The sequence below is a fragment of the Streptomyces roseoviridis genome (assembly GCF_039535235.1).
GTDB classification, from domain to species: domain Bacteria; phylum Actinomycetota; class Actinomycetes; order Streptomycetales; family Streptomycetaceae; genus Streptomyces; species Streptomyces roseoviridis.
Genome location: NZ_BAAAWU010000001.1, coordinates 2111418 through 2138022 on the forward strand (window position 1 = coordinate 2111418; position 26605 = coordinate 2138022).

The 26605-nt window shown below is 72.7% G+C and carries 25 protein-coding genes; 8 read left to right on the plus strand and 17 right to left on the minus strand.

Annotated elements, in window-relative coordinates:
• Window positions 1-9: 9 nt before the first annotated feature.
• The 8 genes from ABD954_RS09440 to ureA form a co-directional block, all read right to left on the minus strand.
• Window positions 10-1365 (minus strand): hypothetical protein, encoded by a 1356-nt coding sequence (locus ABD954_RS09440; protein ID WP_345485428.1) that lies wholly within the window; start codon window positions 1363-1365, stop codon window positions 10-12.
• Window positions 1366-1435: 70 nt separating this feature from the next.
• Complete coding sequence (gene cimA / locus ABD954_RS09445; RefSeq protein ID WP_345485429.1) at window positions 1436-3067, minus strand: citramalate synthase; 1632 nt, start codon at window positions 3065-3067, stop codon at window positions 1436-1438.
• A 284-nt stretch (window positions 3068-3351) separates the two neighbouring features.
• Entirely contained in the window at window positions 3352-4695 is a 1344-nt protein-coding gene (locus ABD954_RS09450) for an MFS transporter (protein WP_345485430.1), read from the minus strand.
• An 81-nt stretch (window positions 4696-4776) separates the two neighbouring features.
• On the minus strand, window positions 4777-5316 hold the full coding sequence (locus ABD954_RS09455) for a TetR/AcrR family transcriptional regulator (protein WP_345492055.1): 540 nt from the start codon (window positions 5314-5316) through the stop codon (window positions 4777-4779).
• A gap of 80 nt (window positions 5317-5396) precedes the next feature.
• Entirely contained in the window at window positions 5397-5945 is a 549-nt protein-coding gene (locus tag ABD954_RS09460; RefSeq protein ID WP_345485431.1) for a hypothetical protein, read from the minus strand.
• Window positions 5946-6035: 90 nt separating this feature from the next.
• Window positions 6036-7055, minus strand: coding sequence for an agmatine deiminase family protein (locus tag ABD954_RS09465; RefSeq protein WP_345485432.1), 1020 nt, complete (start codon window positions 7053-7055; stop codon window positions 6036-6038).
• A 20-nt stretch (window positions 7056-7075) separates the two neighbouring features.
• Window positions 7076-8758: an urease subunit alpha gene (locus tag ABD954_RS09470; RefSeq protein ID WP_345485433.1), complete on the minus strand. Its 1683-nt coding sequence runs from the start codon at window positions 8756-8758 to the stop codon at window positions 7076-7078.
• Entirely contained in the window at window positions 8758-9474 is a 717-nt protein-coding gene (gene ureA, locus ABD954_RS09475) for an urease subunit gamma (RefSeq protein WP_345485434.1), read from the minus strand. The genes ABD954_RS09470 and ureA overlap by 1 nt, the downstream gene beginning before the upstream one ends.
• A gap of 165 nt (window positions 9475-9639) precedes the next feature.
• On the opposite strand from ureA, the gene ABD954_RS09480 reads away from it, so the two are divergent.
• On the plus strand, window positions 9640-11091 hold the full coding sequence (locus ABD954_RS09480) for a cytosine permease (protein ID WP_345485435.1): 1452 nt from the start codon (window positions 9640-9642) through the stop codon (window positions 11089-11091).
• 4 nt (window positions 11092-11095) lie between these two features.
• Here ABD954_RS09480 and ABD954_RS09485 read toward each other — a convergent pair whose 3' ends face one another.
• Window positions 11096-12196 (minus strand): branched-chain amino acid aminotransferase, encoded by a 1101-nt coding sequence (locus tag ABD954_RS09485; protein WP_345485436.1) that lies wholly within the window; start codon window positions 12194-12196, stop codon window positions 11096-11098.
• Between the two features lie 249 nt (window positions 12197-12445).
• A complete protein-coding gene (locus tag ABD954_RS09490) occupies window positions 12446-13495 on the minus strand; it encodes a 3-isopropylmalate dehydrogenase (protein WP_345485437.1) in 1050 nt (349 codons plus the stop codon).
• A 123-nt stretch (window positions 13496-13618) separates the two neighbouring features.
• Here ABD954_RS09490 and ABD954_RS09495 point away from each other — a divergent pair, with 123 nt between their 5' ends.
• Entirely contained in the window at window positions 13619-14389 is a 771-nt protein-coding gene (locus ABD954_RS09495) for a methyltransferase domain-containing protein (protein WP_345485438.1), read from the plus strand.
• A gap of 59 nt (window positions 14390-14448) precedes the next feature.
• On the opposite strand, the gene ABD954_RS09500 is transcribed toward ABD954_RS09495, so the two are convergent.
• Window positions 14449-14580 carry a hypothetical protein gene (locus ABD954_RS09500; protein ID WP_345485439.1) on the minus strand — a complete coding sequence of 44 codons (132 nt, stop codon included), beginning with the start codon at window positions 14578-14580 and terminating at the stop codon, window positions 14449-14451.
• Window positions 14581-14839: 259 nt separating this feature from the next.
• Here ABD954_RS09500 and ABD954_RS09505 point away from each other — a divergent pair, with 259 nt between their 5' ends.
• The gene (locus ABD954_RS09505; RefSeq protein WP_345485440.1) at window positions 14840-15178 is read left to right on the plus strand and encodes a PadR family transcriptional regulator; all 339 of its coding nucleotides are present in this window, start codon (window positions 14840-14842) and stop codon (window positions 15176-15178) included.
• Window positions 15175-15954 carry a hypothetical protein gene (locus ABD954_RS09510; protein ID WP_345485441.1) on the plus strand — a complete coding sequence of 260 codons (780 nt, stop codon included), beginning with the start codon at window positions 15175-15177 and terminating at the stop codon, window positions 15952-15954. The genes ABD954_RS09505 and ABD954_RS09510 overlap by 4 nt, the downstream gene beginning before the upstream one ends.
• A 33-nt stretch (window positions 15955-15987) precedes the next feature.
• Here the strand turns inward: ABD954_RS09510 and ABD954_RS09515 are convergent, their stop codons facing one another.
• Entirely contained in the window at window positions 15988-16539 is a 552-nt protein-coding gene (locus ABD954_RS09515) for a GNAT family N-acetyltransferase (protein ID WP_345485442.1), read from the minus strand.
• Window positions 16540-16649: 110 nt separating this feature from the next.
• Here ABD954_RS09515 and ABD954_RS09520 point away from each other — a divergent pair, with 110 nt between their 5' ends.
• Window positions 16650-17534 (plus strand): alpha/beta fold hydrolase, encoded by an 885-nt coding sequence (locus tag ABD954_RS09520; protein ID WP_345485443.1) that lies wholly within the window; start codon window positions 16650-16652, stop codon window positions 17532-17534.
• Here ABD954_RS09520 and ABD954_RS09525 read toward each other — a convergent pair.
• The 3 genes from ABD954_RS09525 to ABD954_RS09535 all read right to left on the minus strand — a co-directional run bounded on the left by ABD954_RS09525 (window position 17524) and on the right by ABD954_RS09535 (window position 20483).
• The gene (locus ABD954_RS09525; protein WP_345485444.1) at window positions 17524-17760 is read right to left on the minus strand and encodes a hypothetical protein; all 237 of its coding nucleotides are present in this window, start codon (window positions 17758-17760) and stop codon (window positions 17524-17526) included. The two genes, ABD954_RS09520 and ABD954_RS09525, sit on opposite strands and share 11 nt — an antisense overlap.
• A 131-nt stretch (window positions 17761-17891) precedes the next feature.
• A complete protein-coding gene (gene pruA / locus ABD954_RS09530; protein WP_345485445.1) occupies window positions 17892-19523 on the minus strand; it encodes an L-glutamate gamma-semialdehyde dehydrogenase in 1632 nt (543 codons plus the stop codon).
• Window positions 19524-19556: 33 nt separating this feature from the next.
• A complete protein-coding gene (locus ABD954_RS09535) occupies window positions 19557-20483 on the minus strand; it encodes a proline dehydrogenase family protein (protein ID WP_345485446.1) in 927 nt (308 codons plus the stop codon).
• A gap of 196 nt (window positions 20484-20679) precedes the next feature.
• Here ABD954_RS09535 and ABD954_RS09540 point away from each other — a divergent pair, with 196 nt between their 5' ends.
• From ABD954_RS09540 to ABD954_RS09550, 3 genes are read left to right on the plus strand one after another with little or no spacing between them, the layout of a single operon-like run.
• The gene (locus ABD954_RS09540; RefSeq protein ID WP_345485447.1) at window positions 20680-21858 is read left to right on the plus strand and encodes a PucR family transcriptional regulator; all 1179 of its coding nucleotides are present in this window, start codon (window positions 20680-20682) and stop codon (window positions 21856-21858) included.
• Window positions 21859-21893: 35 nt separating this feature from the next.
• Window positions 21894-23048, plus strand: coding sequence for a DUF1266 domain-containing protein (locus tag ABD954_RS09545; RefSeq protein ID WP_345485448.1), 1155 nt, complete (start codon window positions 21894-21896; stop codon window positions 23046-23048).
• Window positions 23045-24208, plus strand: a complete 1164-nt coding sequence (locus ABD954_RS09550; RefSeq protein WP_345485449.1) for a DUF1266 domain-containing protein — start codon at window positions 23045-23047, stop codon at window positions 24206-24208. The genes ABD954_RS09545 and ABD954_RS09550 overlap by 4 nt, the downstream gene beginning before the upstream one ends.
• Before the next feature lies 1 nt (window position 24209).
• Here the strand turns inward: ABD954_RS09550 and ABD954_RS09555 are convergent, their stop codons facing one another.
• Window positions 24210-24788 carry a TetR/AcrR family transcriptional regulator gene (locus ABD954_RS09555; RefSeq protein WP_345485450.1) on the minus strand — a complete coding sequence of 193 codons (579 nt, stop codon included), beginning with the start codon at window positions 24786-24788 and terminating at the stop codon, window positions 24210-24212.
• A gap of 82 nt (window positions 24789-24870) precedes the next feature.
• A complete protein-coding gene (gene serA, locus ABD954_RS09560; RefSeq protein ID WP_345485451.1) occupies window positions 24871-26460 on the minus strand; it encodes a phosphoglycerate dehydrogenase in 1590 nt (529 codons plus the stop codon).
• Window positions 26461-26605 lie beyond the last annotated feature (145 nt).

Here is a 26605-nt window from a genome sequence, read left to right on the forward strand (position 1 = left end):
GGCCGCGGCTCAGAAACCGCCGCCGCCGTCGAAGCCGCCGCCCCCGTCGAAGCCTCCTCCGCCGCCGAAGTCGCCCGAGCCGAAGTCCCCGGAGCTGAAGTCGGCGCCGGAGAAGTCGCCGCCCTGGAAGTCCTGGAAGTCACCGCCGCCGTACTCGCCGGCGTAGGCGGGGGTGGCCAGCATCGAGCCGAGCATGGTGCCCACGAGCAGGCCGGGCAGCATGCCGCCGCCGAAGTAGCCGCCGGCCCAGGGGCCGTAGGCGGGCCCCGCCTCCCAGTAGGGGCGGCGGCCGGTCTCGGTGTCGACGGTGCGGGCCATCGGGTCGCGGCCCTCGTCCAGGCGGGTCGCGTCGGCCGCGCAGACCGGGACCTGGCGGGCGGCACCGGCCGCGGGGGTCCAGGTGCGGTCCGCCGTGGAGGGGCCGTGACGGGGGTCGAAGAAGCAGGGCGGGCGCCGTTCGGGCAGCGGCCGGCCCGCGCGGCGGGCGGCCAGGACGGCGAGCGACCAGCGGCCGTCCTCCAGGGCCTCGGTGACGGCGCGGACGTCGTGCGGATGCGTGGCGGAGCCCATCAGGGACTTCGCCTTGTCGTAGGAGTCCAGGGCCCGCTCGTAGTCGCCGCGCATGGCGTCGTCGGCGCCCGCCTCGGCCGGGTGGAAGTCCAGCCGCTCCAGCTCCTCGCCGAAGGCGGTGATGTCCTCGTCGACGACGACCCGCAGCCGCTCCAGGGCCTCGCGCTCCTCGGCCTCCCTGCGGCGCCTCTTCTGGCGGACGACCGCGTAGGCCCCGGCGCCGCCGGCCGCGGCGACCGCGCCCAGGACGACCAGTCCGCCCACCGGCGCGCCGGAGTCCGCGCCGGTGGAGCCCCAGCTCGCGGGCGCGGAGCCGCGCAGGGTGGGCAGGGCCTGGTCGACGAAGTCGTTCAGCTCCGTCCGGGCGTCCACCCCGGGCTGTCGTACGGAGGTGACCAGGTTCTCCACGGCGTCGCGGGACATCACCGACCGGTCGGCGCGGGCGTCGAAGCCGTCGCCGAGGCGGACCGCGTACAGGCCGGTGATGCCGGTCCGGGTGCGCAGGTTCTGGAAGAGGTCCTCGGGCGGGAACTGCGCGTTCGCGGGCAGCACCGCCACGAAGAGCGGCTTGTCGGCGTCCTCGATCTTCTGGGCGAGGGCGTCGGCGTCGGCCTTCGACAGCTGGTCGGCCGCGCCGGGGTCGACGTACACCGGGCCCTGCTTGAGGGCGGCGGCGGCGTCGGAGATGCCCGTGGCCCTGGCTCCCGCGGCGGGGGCCAGGACCGTGAGCAGCAGGAGTATCAGCCCCGCGAGGGCCGACAGTGCCGTGGTCGCGGATATCGCCCTGGTCCTCATGCTTCGACGCTACCCGAACAACGTCGAACAGGACATAGCGGACATGGTGCGATCAGCGGGAACGGGGCACCTATTCGGCCGGTTCGATGCCGACCCGCAGCAGGCCGTAGGTGAAGGCGTCCTCCAGGGCCTGCCAGGACGCGGCGATGACGTTCTCGCCGACGCCCACCGTCGACCACTCGCCGTTGCCGTCGCTGGTGGTGACCAGGACCCGGGTGGTGGACTCGGTGCCGTGGCGGCCCTCCAGGATGCGGACCTTGTAGTCGACCAACTCGAACTTGGCGAGCTGGGGGTAGATCCGCTCCAGGGCCACCCGCATCGCCCGGTCGAGGGCGTTGACGGGTCCGTTGCCCTCGGCGGTGGCGACGATCCGCTCGCCCTTCGCCCACAGCTTCACGGTGGCCTCGTTGGCGTGGGTGCCGTCCGGGCGGTCCTCGACGATCGCCCGCCAGGACTCCGTACGGAAGTACCGGCGCGGCCTGCCCTCCGCCTCCTCGCGGAGCAGCAGCTCGAAGGAGGCGTCGGCCGCCTCGTAGGTGTAGCCCTTGAGCTCGCGCTCCTTGACCCGCTCCACCACCCGGGCGACCAGCGCCCGGTCGCCGCCCAGGTCGACGCCGAGCTCCTTGCCCTTGAGCTCGATGGAGGCGCGGCCGGCCATGTCGGAGACGAGCATCCGCATGGTGTTGCCGACCAGCTCGGGGTCGATGTGCTGGTAGAGGTCCGGGTCCACCTTGATGGCGGAGGCGTGCAGGCCCGCCTTGTGCGCGAAGGCGGAGACGCCCACGTAGGGCTGGTGGGTGGAGGGGGTGAGGTTGACGACCTCGGCGATGGCGTGCGAGATCCGGGTCATCTCGGCGAGCGCGCCCTCGGGCAGCACCTTCTTGCCGTACTTCAGCTCCAGGGCCGCGACCACGGGGAAGAGGTTGGCGTTGCCGACCCGCTCGCCGTAGCCGTTGGCGGTGCACTGGACGTGGGTGGCGCCGGCGTCCACGGCGGCGAGGGTGTTGGCGACGGCGCAGCCGGTGTCGTCCTGGGCGTGGATGCCGAGGCGGGCGCCGGTGTCGGCGAGGACGGTGGCGACGACGGCCTGGATCTGGGCGGGCAGCATGCCGCCGTTGGTGTCGCACAGGACGACGACGTCGGCGCCGGCCTCGTGGGCGGCGCGGACCACGGCCTTGGCGTAGTCCGGGTTCCCCTTGTAGCCGTCGAAGAAGTGCTCGCAGTCGACGAAGACCCGGCGGCCCTGGGAGCGCAGGTAGGAGACGGTGTCGCGGACCATCTCCAGGTTTTCGTCGAGGGTGGTCCGCAGGGCGAGCTCGACGTGCCGGTCGTGCGACTTGGCGACCAGCGTGATCACCGGCGCGCCGGAGTCGAGCAGTGCCTTGACCTGCGGGTCCTCGGCGGCGTTGCCGCCGGCCCGGCGGGTGGCGCCGAAGGCCACGAGCTGGGCGTTGCGGAACGTGATCTCCTGCCGGGCGCGGGCGAAGAACTCCGTGTCGCGCGGGTTGGCGCCGGGCCAGCCGCCCTCGATGAAGCCCACGCCGAACTCGTCGAGGTGTCGCGCGATGGTCAGCTTGTCCGCGACGGTGAGGTTGATGCCTTCACGCTGCGCCCCGTCGCGCAGCGTCGTGTCGAAGACGTGGAAGCTGTCGTCGACGTGGCCGGCGTCCAGGCGCGAGCTCTCGCCGTTCTCCGTGGTCATGACTGTGATGGCTCCTGTCGGATGTGGCTCCGGAAGGTCTGGATCCACTTGCCCCCATTCTCACGCGCTGTCCGCTTCCGGCGGTGGTGGGGCCGGAAAACGAAAAAACCCCTCGCGGGTGCGAGAGGTCTGCGCGCGGGTCTGGGGCACGGTGGCCGCTGCCGCGGGGGTGGAGTCCCGCGGTTCAGCGGTCACTGCGGACCGGCGCGCTGCTGCCGATAATCAGGGTGGTAGCGAGCACGCCGGAAGTCTGCCACACCCGCGCGCGACGGCGGACGCGGATCTCACGATGCGGAATCGGCGGCGGTCTCCCTCGCTCGTACGGGCGCGGGGACGGCGGCCCGGTCGCCGCGGCCCACCCGGCCCAGGTCGATGTCGCGGGTCTCGCGCATGGTGACGTACACGATCAGGGAGACGGCCGCGCAGCCCGCCACGTACCAGTAGTAGCCGGACTCGACGCCCGCGTCCTTGAACCACAGGGCGACGTACTCCGCCGTGCCGCCGAAGAGGGCGTTGGCGATGGCGTACGGCAGGGCGACGCCGAGGGCGCGCACGCCGGTCGGGAAGAGTTCGGCCTTCACGCAGGCGTTGATCGAGGTGTAGCCGGTGACGACGACGAGGGCGAGCAGCGACAGGCCGAGGGCGGGCCAGAAGGAGCCGGCGTGCCGCAGCATCGTCATGATCGGCACGGTGAGCAGGGTGGAGCCGACCGCGAAGGTGATGAGGAGCGGGCGGCGGCCGATCCGGTCGGAGAGCCGGCCGGCCAGCGGCTGGAGGCAGGCGAAGACGATCAGCGCGCAGAAGGACACCAGGGTGGCGGTCTGCTTGGACAGGCCGGCGGAGTTGGACAGGTACTTGGTGAGGTAGGTGGTGTACGTGTAGTAGGCGACCGTGCCGCCCATGGTGAGCGCGATGACGAGGAAGGCCTCGCGCCGGTGCGCCCACAGGGCCTTGATGGTGCCCTTCTCGGCGCCGGCGACGCCGTCGTCGGCGGTCTCCTCGTAGACCTCGGTCTCCAGCATGTTGCGGCGCAGGTAGAAGACGACGGCCGCGCCGAGGGCGCCCACGATGAAGGGGATGCGCCAGCCCCAGCTGTGCAGGGCCTCGGTGGACATGGTCCGCTGGAGCACGATCTGCAGGCCGAGGCCGAGGATCTGGCCGGCGGTCATCGACACGTACTGGAAGCTGGAGGCGAAGCCGCGGTGCTGCGGGGCGGACGCCTCGGTGAGGTAGGTGGCGCTGGCTGCGTACTCGCCGCCGACGGACAGGCCCTGGAGGAGCCGGGCCACGAGGAGGACGGCGGCGCCGCCGTATCCGGCGACGGAGTAGGTGGGGGCGACGGCGATGAGGACCGCCGAGGCGGACATCAGCGTCACGGTGAGGGTGAGGGCCGCCTTGCGGCCCTTGCGGTCACCGACCCGGCCGAGCAGCCAGCCGCCGACCGGCCGCATGAAGAAGCCGACGGCGAAGATGCCGGCCGTGTTCATGAGCTTGGCGGTGTCGTTGCCCTCGGGGAAGAACGCCCCCGCGAAGTAGGTCGCGAAGCTCGCGTACACGAACCAGTCGAACCACTCGACCATGTTGCCGGCCGAACCGACCCAGATCTTCTTCCAGTGCTCTCGTCCCATGGCCCCGAACCGTGCCGGAGAGGGCCGGGCGGCAACAAGGGTGCCACGCACAACGATCAGGAGTACTTGCGTGCCTAAAGATCACGGGATCAGGGTTTCGGCGATGAACTCCTGTACGTGGCCGAGGACTTGGGTCCGTCCGGTGCCGGGGATGCCGACGGCGACGTGCACGCTGAAGCCGTCGAGCAGGGCGCGCATCCGGTGTGCGTACCGGTCCGGGTCGACGGACCGGAACTCCCCGCGCGACACCCCTTCGGCGATGATCGCGACGAGGTCGCGGTGCCAGGCGCCCTCGATGGCGGCCTGCCGGGCGCGGGCGTCGTCGTCGGCGTTCTGCGAGCGGTTCCAGACCTCCAGCCACAGCGTCCAGTGCGGGTCGCGCGGCCCGTCGGGCACGTACACGTCGACGTAGCCGTCCAGTCGCTCCCGCGCGGTGCCGGGACCGGAGAGCAGCGCGCTGCGCTCGGCGCCGAGCCGGCCCTCGCTCCACTCCAGGGTGCGCAGCAGCAACTCGTCCTTGGTGCGGAAGTAGTAGAGGAGGTGCCCGCTGCTCATCCCGACCTGCCGCCCGAGGCCGGCCATGGTGAGCCCGTCGAGACCGCGCTCGGCGATGGTGTCCATGGCGGCGGCGAGGACGTCCTCGCGCGGCGGGGCCGCCTGGTTGCGGCGCCGGGGGTGGTGGGGCGGGCTGCTGCTCTGACTCACTCGTACGTTCTACAGGATCGGGGGTGGTCCGGGATCGGGCCGCCCGGCCGGGGGGCCGGGACGACGCGGACGGCGCCGGGCGCGAACAGGATCTCGTACGGCGTGGAGCAGTCGGCGTACAGGGTCGCGACCTCCGCGCCGCAGGCACAGACCCGGTTGGGGCCGTCGGCGCCCGCCGCGCCGCAGCAGCCGGAGCTGCGCAGCGGCTCCGGATGGAGGTCGAGCGGCAGGACGTCGTCGAGGTGCAGCACGTACTGGTTGCGCGGCCCGGCCGAGACGAGCCAGCCGCGCTCGTCCGACGCCCAGGGCCCGCCCGGGTGGATCCCGTCGTAGGCGTCCTCGTCCTCCTCCGGGCAGGGGACGAACGGCGCGCCCCGGTGGTCCGGCTGGACCGCGTAGCGGCCGCGGGGCATCGTCGCCGGCGAGCGCCGTAGCCCGTCGGGGCCGGGTGACCCGTCCCACGGCGGCAGGTCGGGCACGGCGTCCATGAGCCGTACGGCGTCGGTGAGGGGACGGGCGCAGGCGGCGCAGATCAGGATGTCCATCGGGGCGATCGTCCTCGAGACGACGCCCCGATGGACACCGGTTTTCCGGGCCTCTCCCCGCTTCTCCGGGTTCGGCCGGTGCGCCGGGGGTCAGACCGCCGGCTGCTGCTGCGTGATGCAGTGGATGCCGCCCCCACCCGCGAAGATGGCGCGCGCGTCGACCAGCACGACCTCCCGCTCCGGGAAGAGCCGGCGGAAGATGCCGGCCGCGACCTCGTCGTTCGGGTCGTCGAAGCCGCACAGCACCACACCGCCGTTGCACAGGTAGTGGTTGATGTACGAGTAGTCGACCCAGTCGCCCTCCTCGTCCTTCAGGACGGTCGGGGCCGGGACCTCGATGACCTCCAGGGGGCGGCCCTGGGCGTCGGTCTGGCCGCGCAGGAGGTTGACGTAGAGCCGGGAGCGCTCGTGGTCGGGGTGGCCCGGGTCCTGCTGGCTGTGGACCAGGACGGTGCCGGGGCGGGCGAAGGCGGCGACGATGTCGACGTGGCCCTGGGTGCCGTACAGGCCGTAGTCGCCGGCCAGGCCGTGCGGCAGCCAGATCGCCTTGGTGGTGCCGAGCTTGGCGTGGATCTCGGCCTCGACCTCCTGGCGGGTCCACTCGGGGTTGCGGCCCGCGCCCAGCTGCACGGTGTCGGTGAGCAGGACGGTGCCCTCGCCGTCGACGTGGATGGCGCCGCCCTCGTTCACAAGAGCGGTGCTCACCACCGGCACGCCGGCCACGTCGGCGACATGGCGGGCGATCTTGGAGTCGTGCTCCCAGCGGGCCCAGTCCTGGGCGCCCCAGCCGTTGAACACCCAGTCCACGGCGGCGAGCCGGCCCTCCTCGTCCTTCACGAAGGTGGGGCCGATGTCCCGCATCCAGGCGTCGTCCAGTTCGCGCTCGACCAGGTCGACGTCGTCGCCGAGGAGGGCGCGGGCGGACTCGGCGTCACCGGGGGCCACCACCATCGTCACCGGCTCGAAGCGGCGTACGGCGCGGGCCACGGACGCCCAGGCGGCGCGGGCCTCCGCCAGCTCCTCCTCGTCGGTGAAGGTGGGGTTGGGGCTCGGCCAGGCCATCCAGGTCCGCTCGTGCGGGGTCCACTCGGCGGGCATGCGGTACGTCATGGGAGAGGTCCTAAGAGAGGTCAGAGGAAGTAGAGGCGGTTGAGCGAGACGGACTCGGCCGCCTCCGAGCGGATCGGGGAGCCGTCCAGGGACACCAGGCCGGTGCGGCCGTCGACCTGGACGTCGCCGATGCGCGAATTCAGCAGCAGGTTCCCGGGGCCGATGCCGCGGGTGCCGCGCACGGGGACGCGGCGGCGGCGGGTCGGCATGCGGTCGGAGCCGAGGTCGACGGCGGCCTGGGCGACGAACGCGACCGAGATGTCGGCGGCGGTCGCACCGTGCCCGCCGAACAGCGGACCGAGGACGAGCGGTTCGCAGGTGTCGGTGGCCGCGTTCGGATCGCCCACGACCCCCCACGCGGGGAAGCCGGACTTCAGCACCAGCTGGGGCTTGGCGCCGAAGAACTCCGGCCGCCACAGCACGATGTCGGCCAGCTTGCCGACCTCGATCGAGCCGATCTCGTGCGCGAGGCCGTGGGCGATCGCCGGGTTGATGGTGAGCTTGGCCATGTAGCGCAGCACGCGCGCGTTGTCGTCGTGCTCGCCGTCGCCCTCGAGCGGGCCCAGCTCGGCCTTCATCTTCCCGGCCATGGCGAAGGTCCGGCGTACGGTCTCGCCGGCCCTTCCCATTCCCTGCGCGTCGGACGAGGTGATCCCGATCGCGCCCAGGTCGTGCAGGACGTCCTCCGCGCCCATCGTCCCGGCCCGGATCCGGTCGCGCGCCATGGCGGCGTCGCCGGGCAGGTCGGTCTTCAGGTCGTGGACGGAGACGATCATCCCGTAGTGCTCGGCGACCGCGTCGCGGCCGAAGGGCAGGGTGGGATTGGTGGAGGAGCCGATGACGTTCGGCACGCCCGCCATCTTGAGCACGTTCGGTACGTGTCCGCCGCCGCAGCCCTCGATGTGGAAGGCGTGGATCGTGCGGCCCTCCAGGACGGCGAGGGTGTCCTCGACCGACAGGCACTCGTTGAGGCCGTCGGAGTGCAGGGCGACCTGCACGTCGTGCTCCTCGGCGACCCGGAGGGCGGTGTCGAGGGCCCGGGTGTGGGCGCCCATGTCCTCGTGGACCTTGAAGCCGGAGGCGCCGCCCTCGGCGAGGGCCTCGACGAGGGGCGCCGGGTCCGAGGAGGAGCCGCGGCCGAGGAAGCCGACGTTGACCGGCCAGGCGTCGAAGGCGTTGAAGGCGTGCTTGAGGGCCCAGGGCGAGTTGACGCCGACGCCCCACACGGGGCCGAACTCCTGGCCGATGACCGTGGTGACGCCGCTGGCGAGCGAGGCTTCCATGATCCGCGGCGACAGCAGGTGGACATGGGTGTCGACGGCGCCGGCGGTGGCGATGAGGCCCTCGCCGGAGACGATCGAGGTGCCGGTGCCGACGACGACGTCGACGCCGTCGAGGGTGTCGGGGTTGCCGGCCCGGCCGATGGCGTGGATGCGGCCCTCGCGGATGCCGATGGACACCTTGCGGATGCCCAGCACGGCGTCGATGACGAGGACGTTGCTGATCACGACGTCGCAGGTCTCGCGGACGGCGGCGGCCTTGAGGTGCAGTCCGTCGCGGGCGGTCTTGCCGAAGCCGGCCAGGAACTCGTCGCCGGGCCGCTGCGAGTCGGACTCGACCCGTACGACGAGGCCGGAGTCGCCCAGGACGACCCGGTCGCCGGCCCGCGGGCCGTGTACGGAGGCGTACTCGTAGGGGTCCATCAGTTGCCCTCCTTCTCGGGCTCGCCGGGCGCGGGGTTCTCGGCACCCAGGTATCCGCAGGCGGCGGCCCTGCGCAGGGCCTCCTCCCGGGCGCCGGGGGCGTCCAGCGGGCCGTCGACCAGGCCCGCGAAGCCGATGGCGACGCGGGCGCCGCCGATGGGGACGAGGCCGACCTCGGCCTGGCCGCCGGGGTCGAAGCGGAAGGACGCGCCGGCCGGGATGGCCAGGCGCATGCCGTAGGCGGCGGCGCGGTCGAAGGCGAGCCGCGGGTTGGCCTCGAAGAAGTGGAAGTGGGAGGTCACGCTGACCGGGACCTCGGCGGTGTTGCGGACGGTGAGCGTGACGGCCGGTTCGGCCTCCTCGTAGGCGGGCCCGGGACGCAGCGCGCCGGGCGCGTCCGCTCCCAGGAAGCCGCCGCCGATGGGGTCGGAGACGACGGCCAGCCGTGATCCGTCGTCGAAGACGGCCTCGACGTGGACCTCGGTGACGACGTCGGCGACGCCGGGCAGGACGTCGTCGGGGCCGAGGACGGCTCGGGCCGCCTCGATCGCCTCGGCGAGTCGCTTGCCGTCGCGGGCGGCCTCGCAGACGGTGTCGGCGATGAGGGCGGTGGCCTCGGGCACGTTCAGCCTCAGGCCACGGGCCCGGCGGGCGCGGGCGAGCTCGGCGGCTCCGAAGACGAGCAGCCGGTCGCGTTCCGTGGGGGTCAGTCGCACGCCCCAAACACCTCCTGCGTGAGCGACACGTTTGAACGACACTCTAAATGTAAAAACCGCAGCTTCCAAGCATTGACGCGAGCGAGCAGCGTCAGTCACATTGAGCGTCACTCTAAATCCCCCCACGCCACCCCTCCCCCGTCCCCCATCCCCCCGGGAGTCCCCATGGCGATAGAACAGCGCGGAGTCGACACCATCCCCGAAGCGGAACGCACCAGCGGTCCCCGCGACCTCGTCTCGATCCTGCTCGGCTCCAACCTCTGCCTCGGCGTGATCGTCTTCGGCTGGCTCCCGGTGTCGTTCGGGCTCGGCCTGTGGGCCTCGGTGACCTCCGTCGTGACCGGCACCCTCGTCGGCGTGGCCCTCACGGCCCCGCTCGCCCTCGTCTCGCTGCGCACCGCCACCAACCTCTCCACCTCCTCCGGCGCCTTCTTCGGCGTCCGGGGCCGGCTGGTCGGCTCGGTGGTCGGGCTGCTGCTGTCCCTCGGCTACACCGCGCTGACCGTGTGGATCGGCGGCGACGTGATGGTCGGCACCCTGGAGCGGCTGATCGGCCTGCCCACCGGCGACGCCACGCACGCCGCCGTCTACGCCCTGCTCGCCGTCCTCACCGTGGCCGCCGCCGTCTACGGCTACCGGCTGCTGCTGCGGCTGAGCCAGGGCCTGGCCGTCGGCATGACCCTGCTGCTCGCGCTCGGACTGTTCGCGTACGCCGGGGACTTCACCACGGCGGCGGTGCCGGACACCCCGTATCTGCTGGGCTCGTTCTGGCCGACCTGGCTGCTGTCCGCCGTCGCCGCCGGGCTCAGCGGGCCGGTCGCCTTCATCACGCTGCTCGGCGACTACACCCGCTACGTCTCGCCCGAGCGGCACAGCCAGAAGACGGTCTGGGGCGCCACCTGTCTGGGGCTCGTGGTCGGGTTGTTGGTCCCTCAGCTCTTCGGCACCGTGACGGCCTTGGCGGCCCGCGGCGGTCTCGACTACGCCGGGCCGCTGGTCGCCGCCTCGCCCGCCTGGTACCTCGTCCCGCTGCTGCTCGCCGCGACCGCCGGCTCCGTCGGCAACGCCGGACTGATGCTGTACTCGATGGGCCTCGACCTGGACGCGATCCTGCCGAGGGCGACCCGTGCCCGCGCCACCCTCGTCGTGGCGGCGGTCGCGACCGGCTTCGTCTTCCTCGGCCACTTCGCCTCGGACGCCCAGACCGCGATGACCTCGTTCGTGCTGCTGCTCACCGCGATCGGCACGCCGTGGGCGGTCATCACCCTGATCGGGCACCGGCGTTGCCGCGGCGCGTACGACGCCGAGGCCCTCCAGGTCTACAACCGGCGCTCGCGCGGCGGCGTCTACTGGTTCTCGGCCGGCTGGCACCCGCGCGCCACGGCCTCCTGGGCGATCGGCGCGGCCGTCGGTCTCGCCGGGGTGTCGACCCCGCTCTACGAGGGCCCGCTGCTGGCCCTGACCGGCGGGATCGACGCCAGCTTCGTGCTGTCCGGCGTGGTGGGCGGGGTGCTGTACGCGGTGCTCACCCCGGCCGGGTCCGCAGCGCGGGAGACGACGGCCGCGGACGCGAAGGCGCCCGGGACGGTGACCGCCCCGGGCGCCCTGGTGGACTGACCGGTTACTTCCGCCCGCCGCCCAGCTCGTGCATCCAGCCGTGGACGTCCTCGGCCTTGCCCGTCTGGATGGCGAGCAGCGCCTCGCGCAGCTTCATCGTGACCTCGCCGGGCTGCCCGCCCGACTGCTGCCACTCGCCCCGGGCGGACTTGACCGTGCCGACCGGGGTGATGACGGCGGCGGTGCCGCAGGCGAAGACCTCGGTGAGGCTGCCGTTCTCGGTGTCCTGCTGCCACTGGTCGATGGAGACGCGGGCCTCCTCGGCCTCGTAGCCGAGGTCCCGGGCGACCTGGAGCAGGGAGTCGCGGGTGATGCCCTCCAGGATGGAGCCGCTGAGCGTCGGCGTGACGATCTTGTTCCCGTACACGAAGTACAGGTTCATGCCGCCGAGCTCCTCGACCCACTTGTGCTCGACCGCGTCGAGGTAGCAGACCTGGTCGCAGCCCTTGGCCGCCGCCTCCGCCTGGGCGAGCAGCGAGGCCGCGTAGTTGCCCCCGGTCTTGGCGTCGCCCATGCCGCCCGGGACGGCGCGGACGCGGTCCTCGGAGGCCCAGATGGAGACGGGCTTCACGCCGCCGGGGAAGTACGGTCCGGCCGGGGAGGCGATGACGACGAAGAGGTACTCGTTGGCCGGACGGACACCGAGGCCGACCTCGGTGGCGATCATGAACGGACGCAGGTAGAGCGACGCCTCGCCGCCGTGCGCCGGCACCCACGCCTCGTCCTGGCGGACGAGGACGTCACAGGCCTCGATGAAGGTCTCGACCGGCAGCTCGGGCATGCCGAGCCGGTGCGCCGAGCGCTGGAAGCGGCGGGCGTTGGCGTCCGGGCGGAAGCTGGCGACGGAACCGTCGGGGCGGCGGTATGCCTTCAGGCCCTCGAAGATCTCCTGCGCGTAGTGCAGGACGTTGGTCGCCGGGTCGAGCGAGAGCGGGCCGTACGGCACGAGCTCGCCGTCGTGCCAGCCGCGGCCCTCCGTCCAGCGGATGATGACCATGTGGTCGGTGAAGTGCCGGCCGAATCCCGGGTTGGCCAGGATCGCCTCGCGCTCCGCGTCGGACAGCGGGCTGGAGGAGGGCTTGAGCTCGATGGTGGGCGTCGTCATGAGTGCTTGTCCTTCACCGGTTGTTGGGTCGGACCGCGCCCACGCCGCTCCGCAGTCACGCCGTACTGCTAGGACGTCCGAGCTTTCCCGCATGCCGCGGCCCCACGTTCGATTATCGCTCGTGGGGACCGGTGCACGAAACGGTGTGTACGCGGTCCAGGGTTCGATGGTGGCACCCTGCGACCGCATAGGTACAGCCGCCGGGTGCTGGTGCGACCCGGCGGCTGTGTGGAGGTTCAGTCCGGCGGGTCAGCTCGCTACGCGTACCGCGAGCGCGTCGCCGATCTCGTCCGTCGTGCGGGCTGCCTTCTCGGCGTCTCCGCGCTCGGAGAGGTCCGCTGCGACCGCCGCCTCGATCCGCGCGGCCCCGGCCTCGTAGCCGAGGTGGCGCAGGAGCAGGGCGACGGACAGGACGGTGGCCGTCGGGTCGGCCTTGCCCTGGCCCGCGATGTCCGGCGCGGAGCCGTGGACCGGCTCGAACATGGACGGGAACTCGCCGCTGGGGTTGATGTTGCCCGAGGCGGCGACGCCGATGCCGCCGGAGACGGCCGCGGCGAGGTCGGTGATGATGTCGCCGAAGAGGTTGTCGGTGACGATGACGTCGAAGCGGGCCGGGTCGGTGACGAGGAAGATCGTCGCCGCGTCGACGTGCAGGTAGTCGGTGGTGACCTCGGGGAACTCGGCCGCGACCTTGGCGAAGACGTTCGTCCAGAGGTGACCCGCGAAGGTCAGGACGTTGTTCTTGTGGACCAGCGTCAGCTTCTTGCGGGGCCGGGCCTGGGCGCGGGCGAAGGCGTCGCGGACGACGCGCTCGACACCGTAGGCCGTGTTCACGGAGACCTCGGTGGCGACCTCGTGCTCGGTGCCCTTGCGGATGGTGCCGCCGTTGCCGGTGTACGGGCCCTCGGTGCCCTCGCGGACGACGACGAAGTCGATCTCGGGCTGGCCGGCGAGCGGGGTGGCGACGCCGGGGAGCAGCTTCGAGGGGCGCAGGTTGACGTGGTGGTCGAAGGCGAAGCGCAGCTTCAGGAGGAAGCCCCGCTCCAGGACGCCGGACGGGACCGACGGGTCGCCGATCGCGCCGAGCAGGATCGCGTCGTGCTGCTTGAGGGCGTCGAGGTCGGCGTCGGTGAGGGTCTCACCGGTCGCGTGGTAGCGCTTGGCGCCGAAGTCGTACTCCTTGGTCTCCAGCTTCACGTCCTCCGGAAGGACGGCCGAGAGGACCTTGAGGCCCTGGGCCACGACCTCCTGGCCGATGCCGTCGCCGGGGATGACTGCGAGATCGATGCTGTGAGACATGCCGGCACCCTACTCTTCGTCCCATCGTCTGACACGTCATGTCCAGGATGCGGACGATCCTCCTGAACGGGGGTAGGCGCGCCGGACCGGGCCCCCGGGGTGCGGACGGCCGATGATGAAGCCATGACGCGCACTTTCGAGGAACTCGTGGCGGAGGCGTCACAGGCACCGGTGGACGGCTGGGACTTCTCCTGGCTGGACGGGCGGGCGACCGAGCAGCGGCCGTCCTGGGGCTATCAGCGCCTCATCGGCGAGCGTCTGGCCGGTGTCCGGTCGTCGCTCGACGTCCAGACGGGTGGCGGCGAGGTGCTGGCGGGCGTGCCGGTGCTGCCGCCGACGGCGGCGGCGACCGAGTCCTGGCCGCCGAACGTGGCCCGGGCCACCTCGCTGCTGCACCCGCGGGGGGTCGTGGTGGTGGCCGACTCGGACGAGCCGCCGCTGCCGTTCGGCGACGGGGCCTTCGACCTGGTCACCAGCCGGCATCCGGCCACCGTGTGGTGGGAGGAGATCGCGCGGGTGCTGCGCCCCGCGGGCGTGTACCTCGCCCAGCACGTGGGGCCGGCCAGCGTGTGGGAGCTGGTCGAGTACTTTCTGGGCCCGCAGCCGGACGCGGCCCGGCTGCGCCACCCGGACGACGAGGCCGCGGGGGCGCGGGCGGCCGGCCTGGAGGTGGTCGACCTGCGGGCGGAGCGGCTGCGGATGGAGTTCCACGACATCGGGGCCGTGGTGTGGTTCCTGCGCAAGGTGATCTGGATCGTGCCGGGCTTCACGGTGGAGGGGCACCTGCCGCGGCTGCGCGATCTGGACGCGCTCATCCGCGAGCGGGGGCCGTTCGTGGCGCACTCGGCCCGGACCCTGATCGAGGCGAGGAAGCCGGCGTCCGCCGCGCGGTGACCGGTGCGGGGGTCACCGCGGGGCGGGGCGCCGGGCGGCGCCTCGGGCGGGGGCTCGGCTCAGTGGCCCGTCGTGCCGCCGTTGTCGCGGCGGTCGAGGGCGCGCTGGAGGGCGGCGGCGGCGTTCTTGCGGGCGTCGTCGTTGGGACGGGCGGCGGCGTGGCGGATGCGACGGGCGGTCTGAGCGGCCATGAGGGATCGACTCCTTGAGATCAGCGTGATCGAAGGCGCCGGAAGGGGCGGGGAGCGCCGCCGCAGGGGTTGCCTGCTCGGGGAGGCGCGCTCTCGACCGCCCTGCGCTCGATGGAGCGGGACGTTCGGCTCCTACAAAGCTAGGACAGCCGACCCGATCTGTCTCCACAATTACTCGGACTTCCTACTATCTGAGACGACGACGGGCCGCATACCTACCTAGGTTGTCTTCCTACCTAGGTAGTGATGGAATGCGGCCATGGCCGCAGACCGCAGATCCAGCTGGCTCAAGGGAGTCCTCGACCTGCTCGTCCTCTCCCGCCTGACCGACGGCGAGAGTTACGGGTACGAGATCGCCAAGTCGCTCGCCGCCGCGGGCGTCGGCGAGATCAAGGGCGGGACGCTGTATCCCGTACTGAACCGCCTGGAGGAGGCGGGTCTGCTTCAGGCCGAGTTCCGGGCCGCCGAGCGCGGTCCGGGGCGGCGCTACTACCGGCTCACCGACGAGGGGCGTTCGCACCTCGCGGCCGAGGGCGAGGCCTGGCGGGAGTTCCACCGGGCCGTGACGACCACGCTGCACCCAGGGGGCAACGCATGACCGGTGACTTCTCGACCGGCGACTTCGGAACCGGGGACGCCGGGACCGGTGAGCGCGGGGCGCGCTACTTCGACGACCTGGCCGCGGCCCTGCGCGCGGCGGGCGTGCCGGAGGACGAGATCGGGGCCACCGTCTCCGACCTGCGCGGCCACGTCGCCGAATCCGGCACCACGCCGGAGGAGGAGTTCGGTCCCGTCGAGCGCTTCGCGGCCGGCCTCGGCGGCCTCGCCCCCGAGCCCGGGGAGCCGGACGCGGCGGCGGAGCGGTGGACCTGGACCGCGGACCTCTTCCACGACCGCCGGATGCTCGCGGTCCACGGCGACCAGGGCTGGGAGGTCGAGTCGCTGGACGCGCTCGGCCGGTTCGTCTGCCGGCGGGCGCCGGGGGCGGCCCTGCGCTGGGAGTACCGCCGGGAGGTCATCGGCGGCCGCCGCCGCGCCCGGGTCCTCGACGAACTCTCGCCGGAGGGCTGGGAGCTGTGCGGCGAGTGGCTGGTGTACGGCTACTTCAAGCGCCCCAAGGCGGCGACGGCCGGTCCCGCCGGGGCGCTGGACACGCTGCCGGCGACACCCCGGCGGTGGCTGTTCCTCAGCCGCCGGGGCAGGCTGGCGCTCGCCGCGTGGCTGGTGCTGGTGACCGGCTCGACGGCGGCGTTGTTCATCGGCGTGCTCGGCACGGCGGGGTTCGCGCTGACGCTGGGCCTGGGCTCGATGGTCTCGGCGCTGTACACCTCCCGCCTGGAGGCGGCCAGGGGTCCGGCCGGCCCCCGCTCCTGACCGCCGTCGCCCACGGCCGCCGCGCGGCCCGCGTCACAGCACGTCGCCGTCGCGCCAGTCGAAGACCAGCGGCTCGTCGGGATCGGGCAGCGGACGGCCCGCGGCCGGCCGGAGGTAGGTCGAGTCCTCCTCGTCGGGGAGGCGGACGATCCCCCGCGGGCCGAGGGTCGCGATCCGCCCGGGCCAGAGCCGCCAGCCGCGGGCCGCGTAGAGGGCGGCCCCCTCGTCGGAGGCGCTGAGCGCGCCGAAGGCGTAGGCCCCGTCGATCGCCCGCTCCAGTTCGGCCATGACCCGTCCGCCGAGTCCCCGCCGCCGCAGCCCGGCGCGGACGGCCACCCCTTCGACGTACCCGATCCGGTGCGAGCGCCCCCGGTGGAGCACCCGCCGCATGACGAGGGCGCCGTGGGCGACGGGCAGCCGGCGCTCGTCCTCGATCCAGACGTGCAGGCCGCCGAGGCCGTGGTCCCAGTCCTCGTCGGAGAAGTCCCCGCCGAAGGCACCGTCGAGCAGGTCGCGCAGGGCGCGCAGCCGGTCGGGGCCGAGTGCGTGGGTCGGCGCGCTCCTGAGGATCACCGTCTCCGTCACCCCCTCAGTCTCCCTCCCCTCCACCTAACCATCAACAAGTTATTGACTGGTTAGGGAGTGATGCGCTTGACTCGCCCCACCAGTCACTTGCCTTTGAGGGGTTAGAGAAGATGTCCGTGCTCCCGGTCCACCACCGCACCGTCACCGTCCGCGGCCACGAGATCTTCTACCGGGAGGCGGGCCCGGCCGACGCGCCCGTACTGCTCCTGCTGCACGGCTTCCCGACCAGCTCGCACATGTTCCGCGACCTGATCCCCAGGCTGGCCGGCGCCTACCGGCTGATCGCCCCCGACCACCTCGGCTTCGGCCGCAGCGCCGCGCCCTCCGCCGCCGACGCCGACTACACCTTGGCCGAACTGGCCGCGCTCACCGACGACTTCACCGAGGCCCTCGGCCTCGACCGGTTCGCGCTCTACGTCCAGGACTACGGCGCCCCCATCGGCCTGCGCCTCGCCCTCGCCCACCCCGAGCGCGTCACCGCGATCGTCACCCAGAACGGCAACGCCTACGAGGAGGGGCTCGGCGCCGACGCCTGGGCCCCCGTCCTCGCCCTGATCGCCGAGCGCACCCCCGCGACCGAGGCCCCGGTCCGCGCGATCCGCTCCCTCGAGGGCATCCGGTGGCAGTACGAGACGGGCGTCCCCGCCGCCTACCGCGACCTGCTCAGCCCCGACGCCTGGCACCACGACGCGGCCCTCATGGCCCGCGAGGGCCAGGACGCGATCCAGCTGGACCTCATCGCCGACTACGGCTCCAACATCGCCCTCTACCCGGCCTTCCAGGAGTACTTCCGCACCTCCCGGGTCCCGCTCCTCGCCGTCTGGGGCGAGGGCGACGAGATCTTCGTCCCGGCCGGCGCCGAAGCCTTCCGCCGCGACCTCCCGGACGCCGAGATCCACCTCCTGCCCACCGGCCACTTCGCCCTGGAGACCCACGCGCCGGCGATCGCGGAGCTGATCGCCGGCTTCCTGGAGCGCCGGGTGGTCAGGCCGTAGCGTCCTCCAGCCGGCGCACCACACGCTCCACCCAGCCCGTGAACTCAGCACGGCCGGGGGCCTCGCCGCCGCACAGGGCCGCGACCTGCGCGTCCGTCATCCGGTCCGGTCCCGCTTCGGTGAGCAGCCGGTGCAGCTCCCTCATCACCGAGGTCAGCCGCTGCGCGTCGGGGTGGTCGATCGCGTCGACCCCGTGTCCGGGGCCGAGAGTCGTCGAACCGGGCATGTCACATCTCCTCGCCGAGCCGGCCCCCTCCACAGCAGCCTAAGCCCGTCGCATGAGAACCGCCCCCGTCCTCGGTTGGGGGACCGGGGAGGGGGGCGGTGATCAGGGGCCGCTCGCGCGGCGGGCGGGCGTCAGCCCATGTGCGGGTAGCCGTACTCCGTCGGCGGGACCAGCGTCTCCTTGATGGCGCGGGTCAGCGTCCAGCGCATCAGGTTCTGCGGGGCGCCGGCCTTGTCGTTGGTGCCGGAGGCACGGCCGCCGCCGAAGGGCTGCTGGCCGACGACGGCGCCGGTCGACTTGTCGTTGATGTAGAAGTTGCCGGCCGCGAAGCGCAGCTTCTCCATGGTGTACGCGGCGGCCGCGCGGTCATTGGAGATCACCGAGCCGGTGAGGGCGTAGTCCGAGACCGACTCCATCTGGGTCAGCATCTCGTCGTACTTCTCGTCCTCGTACACGTACACCGCGAGGATCGGGCCGAAGTACTCGGTCGTGAAGACCTCGTTCTCCGGGTCGGTGCACTCGATGACGGTCGGGCGGACGAACCAGCCCTCGGAGTCGTCGTAGGTGCCGCCGGCGACGATGGTGCAGCTCGGGTCGGCCTTGGCGCGGTCGATGGCGGCCTTGTTCTTGGCGAAGGCACGCTCGTCGATGACGGCGCCGATGAAGTTCGACAGGTCGGTGACGTCACCCATGCGGATGCCGTCGACCTCGGTCGCGAACTCCTCCTTGAAACCGTCGTTCCAGATGGAGGCCGGGATGTACGCGCGCGAGGAGGCGGAGCACTTCTGGCCCTGGAACTCGAAGGAGCCGCGGGTCAGCGCGGTCTTCAGGACGGCGCGGTCGGCGCTCGGGTGGGCGACGACGAAGTCCTTGCCGCCGGTCTCGCCCACGATCCGCGGGTAGGAGCGGTACTTCTCGATGTTGTTGCCGACCGTCTTCCACAGGTGCTGGAAGGTCTTGGTCGAGCCGGTGAAGTGGATGCCGGCCAGGTCGGGGTGGTTCAGGGCCACCTCGGAGACGGCGATGCCGTCGCCGGTCACCAGGTTGATGACGCCCTTCGGCAGGCCGGCCTCCTCCAGGAGCTCCATGAGGAGCACGGCGGAGTGGGTCTGGGTCGGGGACGGCTTCCAGACCACCACGTTGCCCATGAGGGCGGGGGCGGTGGGCAGGTTGCCCGCGATGGCCGTGAAGTTGAACGGCGTGATCGCGTAGACGAAGCCCTCCAGCGGGCGGTGGTCCAGGCGGTTCCACACGCCCGGGGAGTTCGCCGGCGGCTGCTCGGCCAGGATCTGGCGGGCGTAGGCCACGTTGAAGCGCCAGAAGTCGACGAGCTCGCACGGGGTGTCGATCTCGGCCTGCTGGGCGGTCTTGGACTGGCCGAGCATGGTGGACGCGGCCAGCGTCTCGCGCCACGGGCCGGCGAGCAGCTCGGCGGCCCGCAGGATGATCGCGGCGCGGTCGTCGAAGGACATCGCGCGCCAGGCCGGGGCGGCGGCCAGGGCGGCGTCGATGGCGTCCTGGGCGTCCTGCTCGGTGGCGCCCCGGAAGGTGCCGATGACGGACTTGTGGTTGTGCGGCTGGACGACCTTGAACTCGTCGCCGCCGCCCATGCGCTTCACGCCGCCGATGGTCATCGGCAGCTCGCGCGGGTTGTCGGCCAGCTCCTTGAGCTTGGCCTCCAGACGGGCGCGCTCGGGCGAGCCGGGGGCGTAGCTGTGCACCGGCTCGTTGACCGGAGCGGGGACCTGGGTCACAGCGTCCATGGGTCTCGTGACTCCTTCGGAGGGGTGGTGGGCTCAGCCCTTGGTGAGGATGGAGCGGACGAAGAAGAGGAGGTTCGCCGGCTTCTCCGCCAGGCGGCGCATGAAGTAGCCGTACCAGTCGGTGCCGTACGCGGTGTAGACCCGCATCCGGTGGCCTTCGGCGGCGAGACGGTTCTGCTCCTCGCTGCGGATGCCGTACAGCATCTGGAACTCGTACTCGTCGAGCTTGCGCCCGGCGCGGCGGGCGAGCTCCTGGCCGATGGAGATCAGCCGCGGATCGTGGGAGCCGATCATCGGGTAGCCCTCGCCGTCCATGAGGATCTTCATGATCCGGACGTACGCCCTGTCGATCTCGGCCTTGTCCTGGATCGCGACGGACGCGGGCTCCTTGTAGGCGCCCTTCACGATCCGCACGCGCGAGCCGTCGGCGGCGAGGCGGCGGGCGTCCTCCTCGGTGCGGAAGAGGTACGCCTGGATGACGCAGCCGGTCTGCGGGAAGTCCTTCCGCAGCTCCTCGTGGATGGCGAACATCGAGTCGAGGGTGGTGTGGTCCTCGGCGTCCAGGGTGACGGTGGTGCCGATCGCGGCGGCGGCGGCGACGACCGGGCGGACGTTCGCGAGCGCGAGCTCGTGGCCGTTCTCCAGCGACTGGCCGAACATCGACAGCTTGACCGACATCTCGGCGCGGGCGCCCAGGCCCAGCTCCTCGAGGCGGCCGATCAGCTCCAGATAGGCGTCGCGGGCGGCGTAGGACTGCTCGACGGTGGTGATGTCCTCACCGACCACGTCGAGGGTGACCTCCAGGCCGCGGGCGGCCAGGTCCTGCACGATCGGGACGACGTCGTCCACCGTCTCGCCGGCGATGAAGCGTGCCACGACCTGCTTGGTCCCGGGCGCGGCCGACACGAAACGGCGCATCTTGTCGCTGCGCGACGCGGCGAGGATCACGGGACCCAGCACGGGGCACCTCCAGAGGGGCAAAGATAGAACGGGGCCGATACCCGGATCAAGGGAACGAAACGGGAACAGCACGGAGAACCACCGTGAAACCTATGGAGCGCTCCGATCGTCCGCCATCTACAGCTGTCACGCATCCGTGGCCCCGCTCTCAGACATCTGTCTGAAGAACGGCGCCGGCGGTGCGAGAATGGGCGCCGTGAAGGGCGATTACCAGGAGCTGGTGGACGAGATCTCGGCGCTGCTCGGCGCCCCCGCGACCCTGGAGAACCGGGATTTCGGGCTGATCGCCTTCGGCGCGCACGACAGCGAGGACGACAGCGCCATGGACCCGGTGCGGACCCGGTCGATCCTGACCAGGAAGTCCACCCCGGCCGTCCGGGCCTGGTTCGAGGGCTTCGGCATCACCCGGGCGACCGGCCCGGTCCGCATCCCCGCCGCCCCCGACGCGGGCGTCTTCCGGGACCGGATCTGTCTGCCGGTACGCCACCGGGGCGTGGTCCTCGGATACGTCTGGCTGCTCGACGCCGAACCGGGCCCCTCGCACGCGCAGCTGACCGCCGCGATGGAGGTCGCCACGCGGATCGGCGAACTGCTCGCCGACGAGGAGCGCGCCGGTGCGGACCTCTCCCGGGAACTGCGGACGGCCCTGACGGCGGAGCACGGCCCGCAGTACGACGCGGCCGTCGCCGCGCTCCGCACCGCCCTCGGCCCCGACGCCGACGGTCTGCACGCCCTGGTCTGCCTCGCCCCCTGGCCCGGCGAGGACTCCCCCTCCCCCCGTACGGTCCCGGGCGCGGCGGCCCTGTGCACGCTGCCCTGGACTCCCCCGGCCGGCCCGGCCCGGGACGCCGCGGCGGGCAGGGGCGGCGCGGCCCGTGCGCTCGCCGTGCTCGTGCGGCTGCGGTCGGCCGACAACCCGGCGCCCGCCACCACCGCGGCCGGGCGGCTGCGCGGGACCGCGGGCCCGGCGGCCGTCGCCGGGATCGCCCCGGCCCGGCGCGGGCTCGCCGGGCTCGACGCGTCCTGGCGCGAGGCCGCGTCGGCCGCCCGCGCCGCGACCGCCCAGCCGCACCTGGGCCCGCTCGCCGAGTGGGCCGCCCTCGGCCCGTACCGGATGCTCACCGCCCTGCCCGCCTCCGAGCCCGACCCGGCGGTCCGCGCCCTGCTCGCCCCGGCCCACGCCGAACTGGCCCGGACCGCCGAGGTGTTCCTCGACCACGCGGGCCAGGCGGGCCGCACGGCGACCGCCCTCGGCATCCACCGCCAGACCCTCTACTACCGGCTGTCCCGCGTCGAACAGCTCACCGGCCTCGACCTGGACGCCGGCGAGGACCGGCTGCTGCTGCACATGGCCCTGAAGGCGGCGAAGCTCTGAGCGGCCGTCAGAGCGCCGGTTTGTAGGATCGCCCCATGACAACGGGGAGTTGGGCGCCGCCGACGCACGTCGAGCGGGCCCTGTACGAAGCGGAGGAGCGCGGGGACCGGGCGGCCGTGCTGGACGCGCTGGGCCGGACCCGCCTCTACGTGCTCGTCGCACGACTGCACGCCGACGCACCCGGCCACACCGCTCCCCTCCCCTCCCAGCGCGACGAGGGCTCCCGGCGCACGGTCGTCCCGGTGCGGACGGAGGGCATGCTGCCGCCCTGGCACCCGGACTGGGTGTTCCGGCAGACCACCCTCGAAGGGCTCGCCGCCGCCTGGCCGCACGACCGGTGGCTGCTCGCGGTCAACCCGGGCACCCCGTACGCGCTCACCCTGCCCGCCCGCTCCGCCGACCGGCGCGCCTGGCAGGAGGCCGGCGTCCGGGCCGGCGGCGAGGGCCGGCTGCGGATGCGCCTGCTCACCCACGCCGGCGGGCACCTGCACGGCCCGGTCGCACAGGCCCTCGCGCTCGGCGCGCACCTCGCCGTCCTCAACGGGCTCGCGTGGAACCAACTGGGCGCCCAGTACGAGGACTACCCGACCGACGTGGCCCGGCTGCGCCGGCCCTGGCACGTCCACCACCGGGCGGGCTTCCGCGACAAGCTGGACACGCTGCTCGCCGCCCGCCTCGTCGGCCGGGTCCCCGAGACCGTGCTCGCGGTCCGGCGCCGTCTCGCCCGGCGGGCGGCGGCGGCGGTGACGGAGCGGGAGTGGGCGGCCGAGGTCAGCGCCGTCCTGGAGCGGGACGACCCCTACGGCCGCGGCCGGGACGAGGCCCTGGAGTTCCTGCGCCGGATCACGCACTACGAGGGCCGCTTCCGCGCCGACGGCCTGCTCGCACCGGACGGCCGGGTCGACACCCTCGCCGCCTTCGACCACGGCCGCGCCGTGAACGTCGTACGGCTCGCGCTCGGCGCCCGCTACTGCGACCCGCGGGAGGCGGAGCAGTCCGTGCTCCGTGTCCTCGAACCGGCCCGGCGGGCCTACGACTCCTGGCCCGCGTTCTCCCTGGGCTATCTCCTCGCCCGGCTGATCCACGTCGACGAGGGCGACCCCGAACCGGTGTACCAGGAGTCCCTGGCGATCCACCGCACCCTCCTCCAGGACCCGTCCAGCCCCTACCGGAACCTCCCGTGGTCATGACTCCCCCTCCTCCGCACCCCGCCGCGTGGGTCCCGCCGTCCGAGACCGAACAGCTGCTGCACGAGGCGGCGCTGCGCGGCGACGTCGACGCCCAGCTCCGCGCCCTCGCCGGGGCCCAGCTCTTCGTCGGCGCGCCCAGGGCCGAGGTCGACGCCGAGCCCGACACGGTCTACTGGCGCCCGCAGCAGGTGGCGAACGGCCTCGTCGTCCGGCCGCTGCTGACCCGGGGGATGCTGCCGCCGTGGCATCCGGACTGGGTGTTCCACGCCGTCACCCTCCGGTGGGCGGCCGAGTTCCCGTGGCGCGACCCGCGGGTGCTGCTCGCCGTCAACGGCGGTACGCCCGGCGAACTGCTGCTGCCGGCGACACCGGAGCACCGCGCGTGGTGGCTGCGCGTGTACGCCGAGAAGGAGCAGGGCCCGGACAATCGTTTCCAGGCCCTGCGGCACGGGCCGCTGCACGGCCCGCTCGCCTTCGGCCTCGCCTGCGGCGCCCATCTGGCGTTCGTGAACGGCGTCCCGTGGAACGAGGTCGGCACGGCCTATCTCGGCTACACCGACGAGCTGGAGACGCTGCGGGACTCCTGGGGCGTCACCGACCCGGCGGGCTGGCGCGGGGAGCTGGACGCGCTGCTCGACGGACGCAACAGCCCGCCCGAGCCGGACTTCGTGCTCCGCGTCCGCGAGGAGCTGCGGGCCCGGCGCGGTGCGCCGCCGTCACCGGACGAGTGGCGCGAGACGGCCGCCGGGCACGCCCAGGACCTCGGCGCCCCGCCGGCGGCGGTGCGGCACATCGAGGAGCTGGTGCGCCGGGTGCTGCGCTACGAGGCCCGGTTCCGGGCCGACGAGCTGCTGCCGCCGGACGGACGGGTGCGCCGGACGGTCGCGTACGACTACGGCCGGGCGGTGAACCTGGCCCGCTGGGGCCTGTCGGCCCGCTTCTGCGCACCCGCGGAGGCCGAGCAGGCCGTGGTGCACGCGGGGGCGCTGGCCAGGGCGGCGTACGGCTCCTGGGAGGAGTACTCGGCGGGGTACGCGCTGGGGCGGGTGCTGCGTTTCGACGGCGAGGAGTACGGCCGCTTCCACGAGCAGAACGTGGCCGCCCACCGCGTCCTGACGGAGCACGCGGGCAGCCCGTGGCGGAACATCCCCTGGCGCTGAGTCAGTCCCGCTCCCCCGTCAGCACCTTGAGGCCCTCGGTGAGGTCGTCCGCGCTGGGCGCCGTCTCCGGGTCCACCAGCCACTGGATCATCACACCGATGGCGAGGGCCTGGCAGAGCAGCCCGGCCGTCCGGGCCTTCTCGGGGTCCTGCTCCGGGTCGATGCCGAGGAAGCTCCTGGCCATGCCGAGGCGGCCCTCGCGCTGGGGTTCCTTGATGGCCTCGCGCAGCTTCTCGTCGTCGTCGATGCGGGTGACGACCTCGGTCTGCAGCTTCCAGACCGGGCGGCTCGGCCCGGCCGCGGCGATGACCTGCTCCCAGACGGTGCGGAAGCGCTCGTAGGGGTCGGCCGGCAGGGGCGCGGTGCCGTCCGTGCCCGCCGCCCCCGCCTGGTCGCCCCACTCCTCGGTCAGCGCGAGGAAGGCCTGCTGGAGCAGGGCGTCCTTAGAGCCGTAGTGGTAGCCGATGGAGGCGAGGTTGGTACCGGAGGCGGCCACGACGTCGCGGGCGGTCGTGCGGGCGTACCCCTTCTCCAGGAGGCAGCGCTTGGCGCCTTCCAGGAGGTCTTCCTTGTGTCCCATGGACAGCACTGTACCCGGCCGCTAGACGCTCGTGTAAGACGATCGTCTAGCGGGCCGGGTACGGAACGGCGCCGGTGCGGCGTCAGATCAGGTTGACCGAGCGGGCCGAGGTCGCGCCGATCTCCTCCGCGATCTCCGACAGCACGTTGGCCGGGACGGTGTCGTCGACGGTGAGCACGACGAGCGCCTCGCCGCCCTCCTCCGTACGGGAGACCTGCATGCCCGCGATGTTCAGACCGGCCTCGCCGAGGATCCGGCCGACCGTGCCGACGACGCCCGGACGGTCCTCGTAGCGCAGCACCACCATGTGGTCGGCGAGCGCCAGGTCCACGTCGTAGTCGCCGACCGCGACGATCTTCTGCAGGTGCTTCGGGCCCGCCAGCGTGCCGGAGACCGAGACCTCCTGGCCGCTGCCGAGCGTGCCGCGCACGGTCACCATGTTGCGGTGGTCGGGCGACTCGGAGCTCGTGGTCAGCCGGACCTCGACACCGCGCTCCTGCGCGAACAGCGGCGCGTTCACGTACGACACGGTCTCGTCGACCACGTCCTCGAACACGCCCTTGAGCGCGGAGAGTTCGAGCACCTTCACGTCGTGCTGGGTGATCTCGCCGTACACCTCGACGTCGAGCCGCGCCGCGACCTCGCCCGCGAGGGCGGTGAAGATCCGGCCGAGCTTCTCGGCCAGCGGCAGACCCGGCTTCACGTCCTCGGCGATGACGCCGCCCTGGACGTTGACCGCGTCCGGGACCAGCTCGCCGGCGAGCGCCAGGCGCACCGAGCGGGCGACCGCGATGCCGGCCTTCTCCTGGGCCTCGTCCGTGGAGGCGCCGAGGTGCGGCGTGCAGACGACCTGGTCGAGCTCGAAGAGCGGGGAGTCCGTGCAGGGCTCCTTCGCGTACACGTCGAGGCCGGCGCCGGCGACCCGGCCCTCCTTGATCGCCGAGTACAGCGCGGCCTCGTCCACGATCCCGCCGCGCGCGGCGTTGACGATCCGGACGGACGGCTTGACCTTGCGCAGCGCCTCGTCGCCGATGAGACCGAGGGTCTCCGGGGTCTTGGGCAGGTGGACGGTGATGAAGTCGGCGACCTCCAGGAGCTCGTCCAGGGCCAGCAGCTTCACCCCCATCTGGGCGGCGCGGGCCGGCTGCACATAGGGGTCATACGCGACGATCTTCATGCCGAAGGCGGACATCCGCTGGGCGACCAGGACACCGATGCGGCCGAGGCCGACGACGCCGAGGGTCTTCTCGCTGAGCTCGACGCCCGTGTACTTCGAGCGCTTCCACTCGCCGTTCTTCAGCGCGGTGTTGGCCTGCGGGATGTTGCGCGCGGTGGCGACGAGCAGACCGCACGCGAGCTCGGCGGCGGTGACGATGTTGGAGGTCGGGGCGTTCACGACCATCACGCCGGCCTTGGTGGCGGCGGAGACGTCCACGTTGTCGAGTCCCACACCGGCGCGGGCGACGACCCGCAGCTTCTTGGCGGCGGCGATGGCCTCCGCGTCGACCTTCGTGGCGGAACGGATCAGGATGGCGTCGACATCGGCGATCGCGGGGAGCAGCTCGGCGCGGTCGGCACCGTTGCAGTGCCGGATCTCGAAGTCCGGCCCCAGGGCGTCGACGGTGGCGGGCGACAGCTCTTCAGCGATGAGTACGACGGGTTTCGAGCTCACGTGGGTCCTCACAATGGCAGTGCGGACGGCCGTCCCGACGGCCGCAGGCGGTGGAGGGGGCTTGCCGCGTGAAAGCGCACGACGCTGTGGGCCAGACGCGATGTTGTTGAGCAGTGTAGTGCTGCGTCGGCGCACTTCCTGCGCC

Coding starts and splice junctions, on each gene's coding strand:
- ABD954_RS09555 (WP_345485450.1), bottom strand. CDS start 24,788: ATGGGACACAAGGAAGACCTCCTGGAAGGCGCCAAGCGCTGCCTCCTG.
- ABD954_RS09505 (WP_345485440.1), top strand. CDS start 14,840: ATGGCCGCAGACCGCAGATCCAGCTGGCTCAAGGGAGTCCTCGACCTG.
- ABD954_RS09545 (WP_345485448.1), top strand. CDS start 21,894: ATGACAACGGGGAGTTGGGCGCCGCCGACGCACGTCGAGCGGGCCCTG.
- ABD954_RS09465 (WP_345485432.1), bottom strand. CDS start 7,055: ATGACGTACCGCATGCCCGCCGAGTGGACCCCGCACGAGCGGACCTGG.
- ABD954_RS09510 (WP_345485441.1), top strand. CDS start 15,175: ATGACCGGTGACTTCTCGACCGGCGACTTCGGAACCGGGGACGCCGGG.
- ABD954_RS09485 (WP_345485436.1), bottom strand. CDS start 12,196: ATGACGACGCCCACCATCGAGCTCAAGCCCTCCTCCAGCCCGCTGTCC.
- ABD954_RS09500 (WP_345485439.1), bottom strand. CDS start 14,580: ATGGCCGCTCAGACCGCCCGTCGCATCCGCCACGCCGCCGCCCGTCCC.
- ABD954_RS09525 (WP_345485444.1), bottom strand. CDS start 17,760: ATGCCCGGTTCGACGACTCTCGGCCCCGGACACGGGGTCGACGCGATC.
- ABD954_RS09470 (WP_345485433.1), bottom strand. CDS start 8,758: ATGGACCCCTACGAGTACGCCTCCGTACACGGCCCGCGGGCCGGCGAC.
- ABD954_RS09455 (WP_345492055.1), bottom strand. CDS start 5,316: ATGGACACCATCGCCGAGCGCGGTCTCGACGGGCTCACCATGGCCGGC.
- ABD954_RS09520 (WP_345485443.1), top strand. CDS start 16,650: ATGTCCGTGCTCCCGGTCCACCACCGCACCGTCACCGTCCGCGGCCAC.
- ABD954_RS09495 (WP_345485438.1), top strand. CDS start 13,619: ATGACGCGCACTTTCGAGGAACTCGTGGCGGAGGCGTCACAGGCACCG.
- ABD954_RS09440 (WP_345485428.1), bottom strand. CDS start 1,365: ATGAGGACCAGGGCGATATCCGCGACCACGGCACTGTCGGCCCTCGCG.
- ABD954_RS09460 (WP_345485431.1), bottom strand. CDS start 5,945: ATGGACATCCTGATCTGCGCCGCCTGCGCCCGTCCCCTCACCGACGCC.
- ABD954_RS09450 (WP_345485430.1), bottom strand. CDS start 4,695: ATGGGACGAGAGCACTGGAAGAAGATCTGGGTCGGTTCGGCCGGCAAC.
- pruA (WP_345485445.1), bottom strand. CDS start 19,523: ATGGACGCTGTGACCCAGGTCCCCGCTCCGGTCAACGAGCCGGTGCAC.
- ABD954_RS09480 (WP_345485435.1), top strand. CDS start 9,640: ATGGCGATAGAACAGCGCGGAGTCGACACCATCCCCGAAGCGGAACGC.
- cimA (WP_345485429.1), bottom strand. CDS start 3,067: ATGACCACGGAGAACGGCGAGAGCTCGCGCCTGGACGCCGGCCACGTC.
- ABD954_RS09550 (WP_345485449.1), top strand. CDS start 23,045: ATGACTCCCCCTCCTCCGCACCCCGCCGCGTGGGTCCCGCCGTCCGAG.
- ABD954_RS09490 (WP_345485437.1), bottom strand. CDS start 13,495: ATGTCTCACAGCATCGATCTCGCAGTCATCCCCGGCGACGGCATCGGC.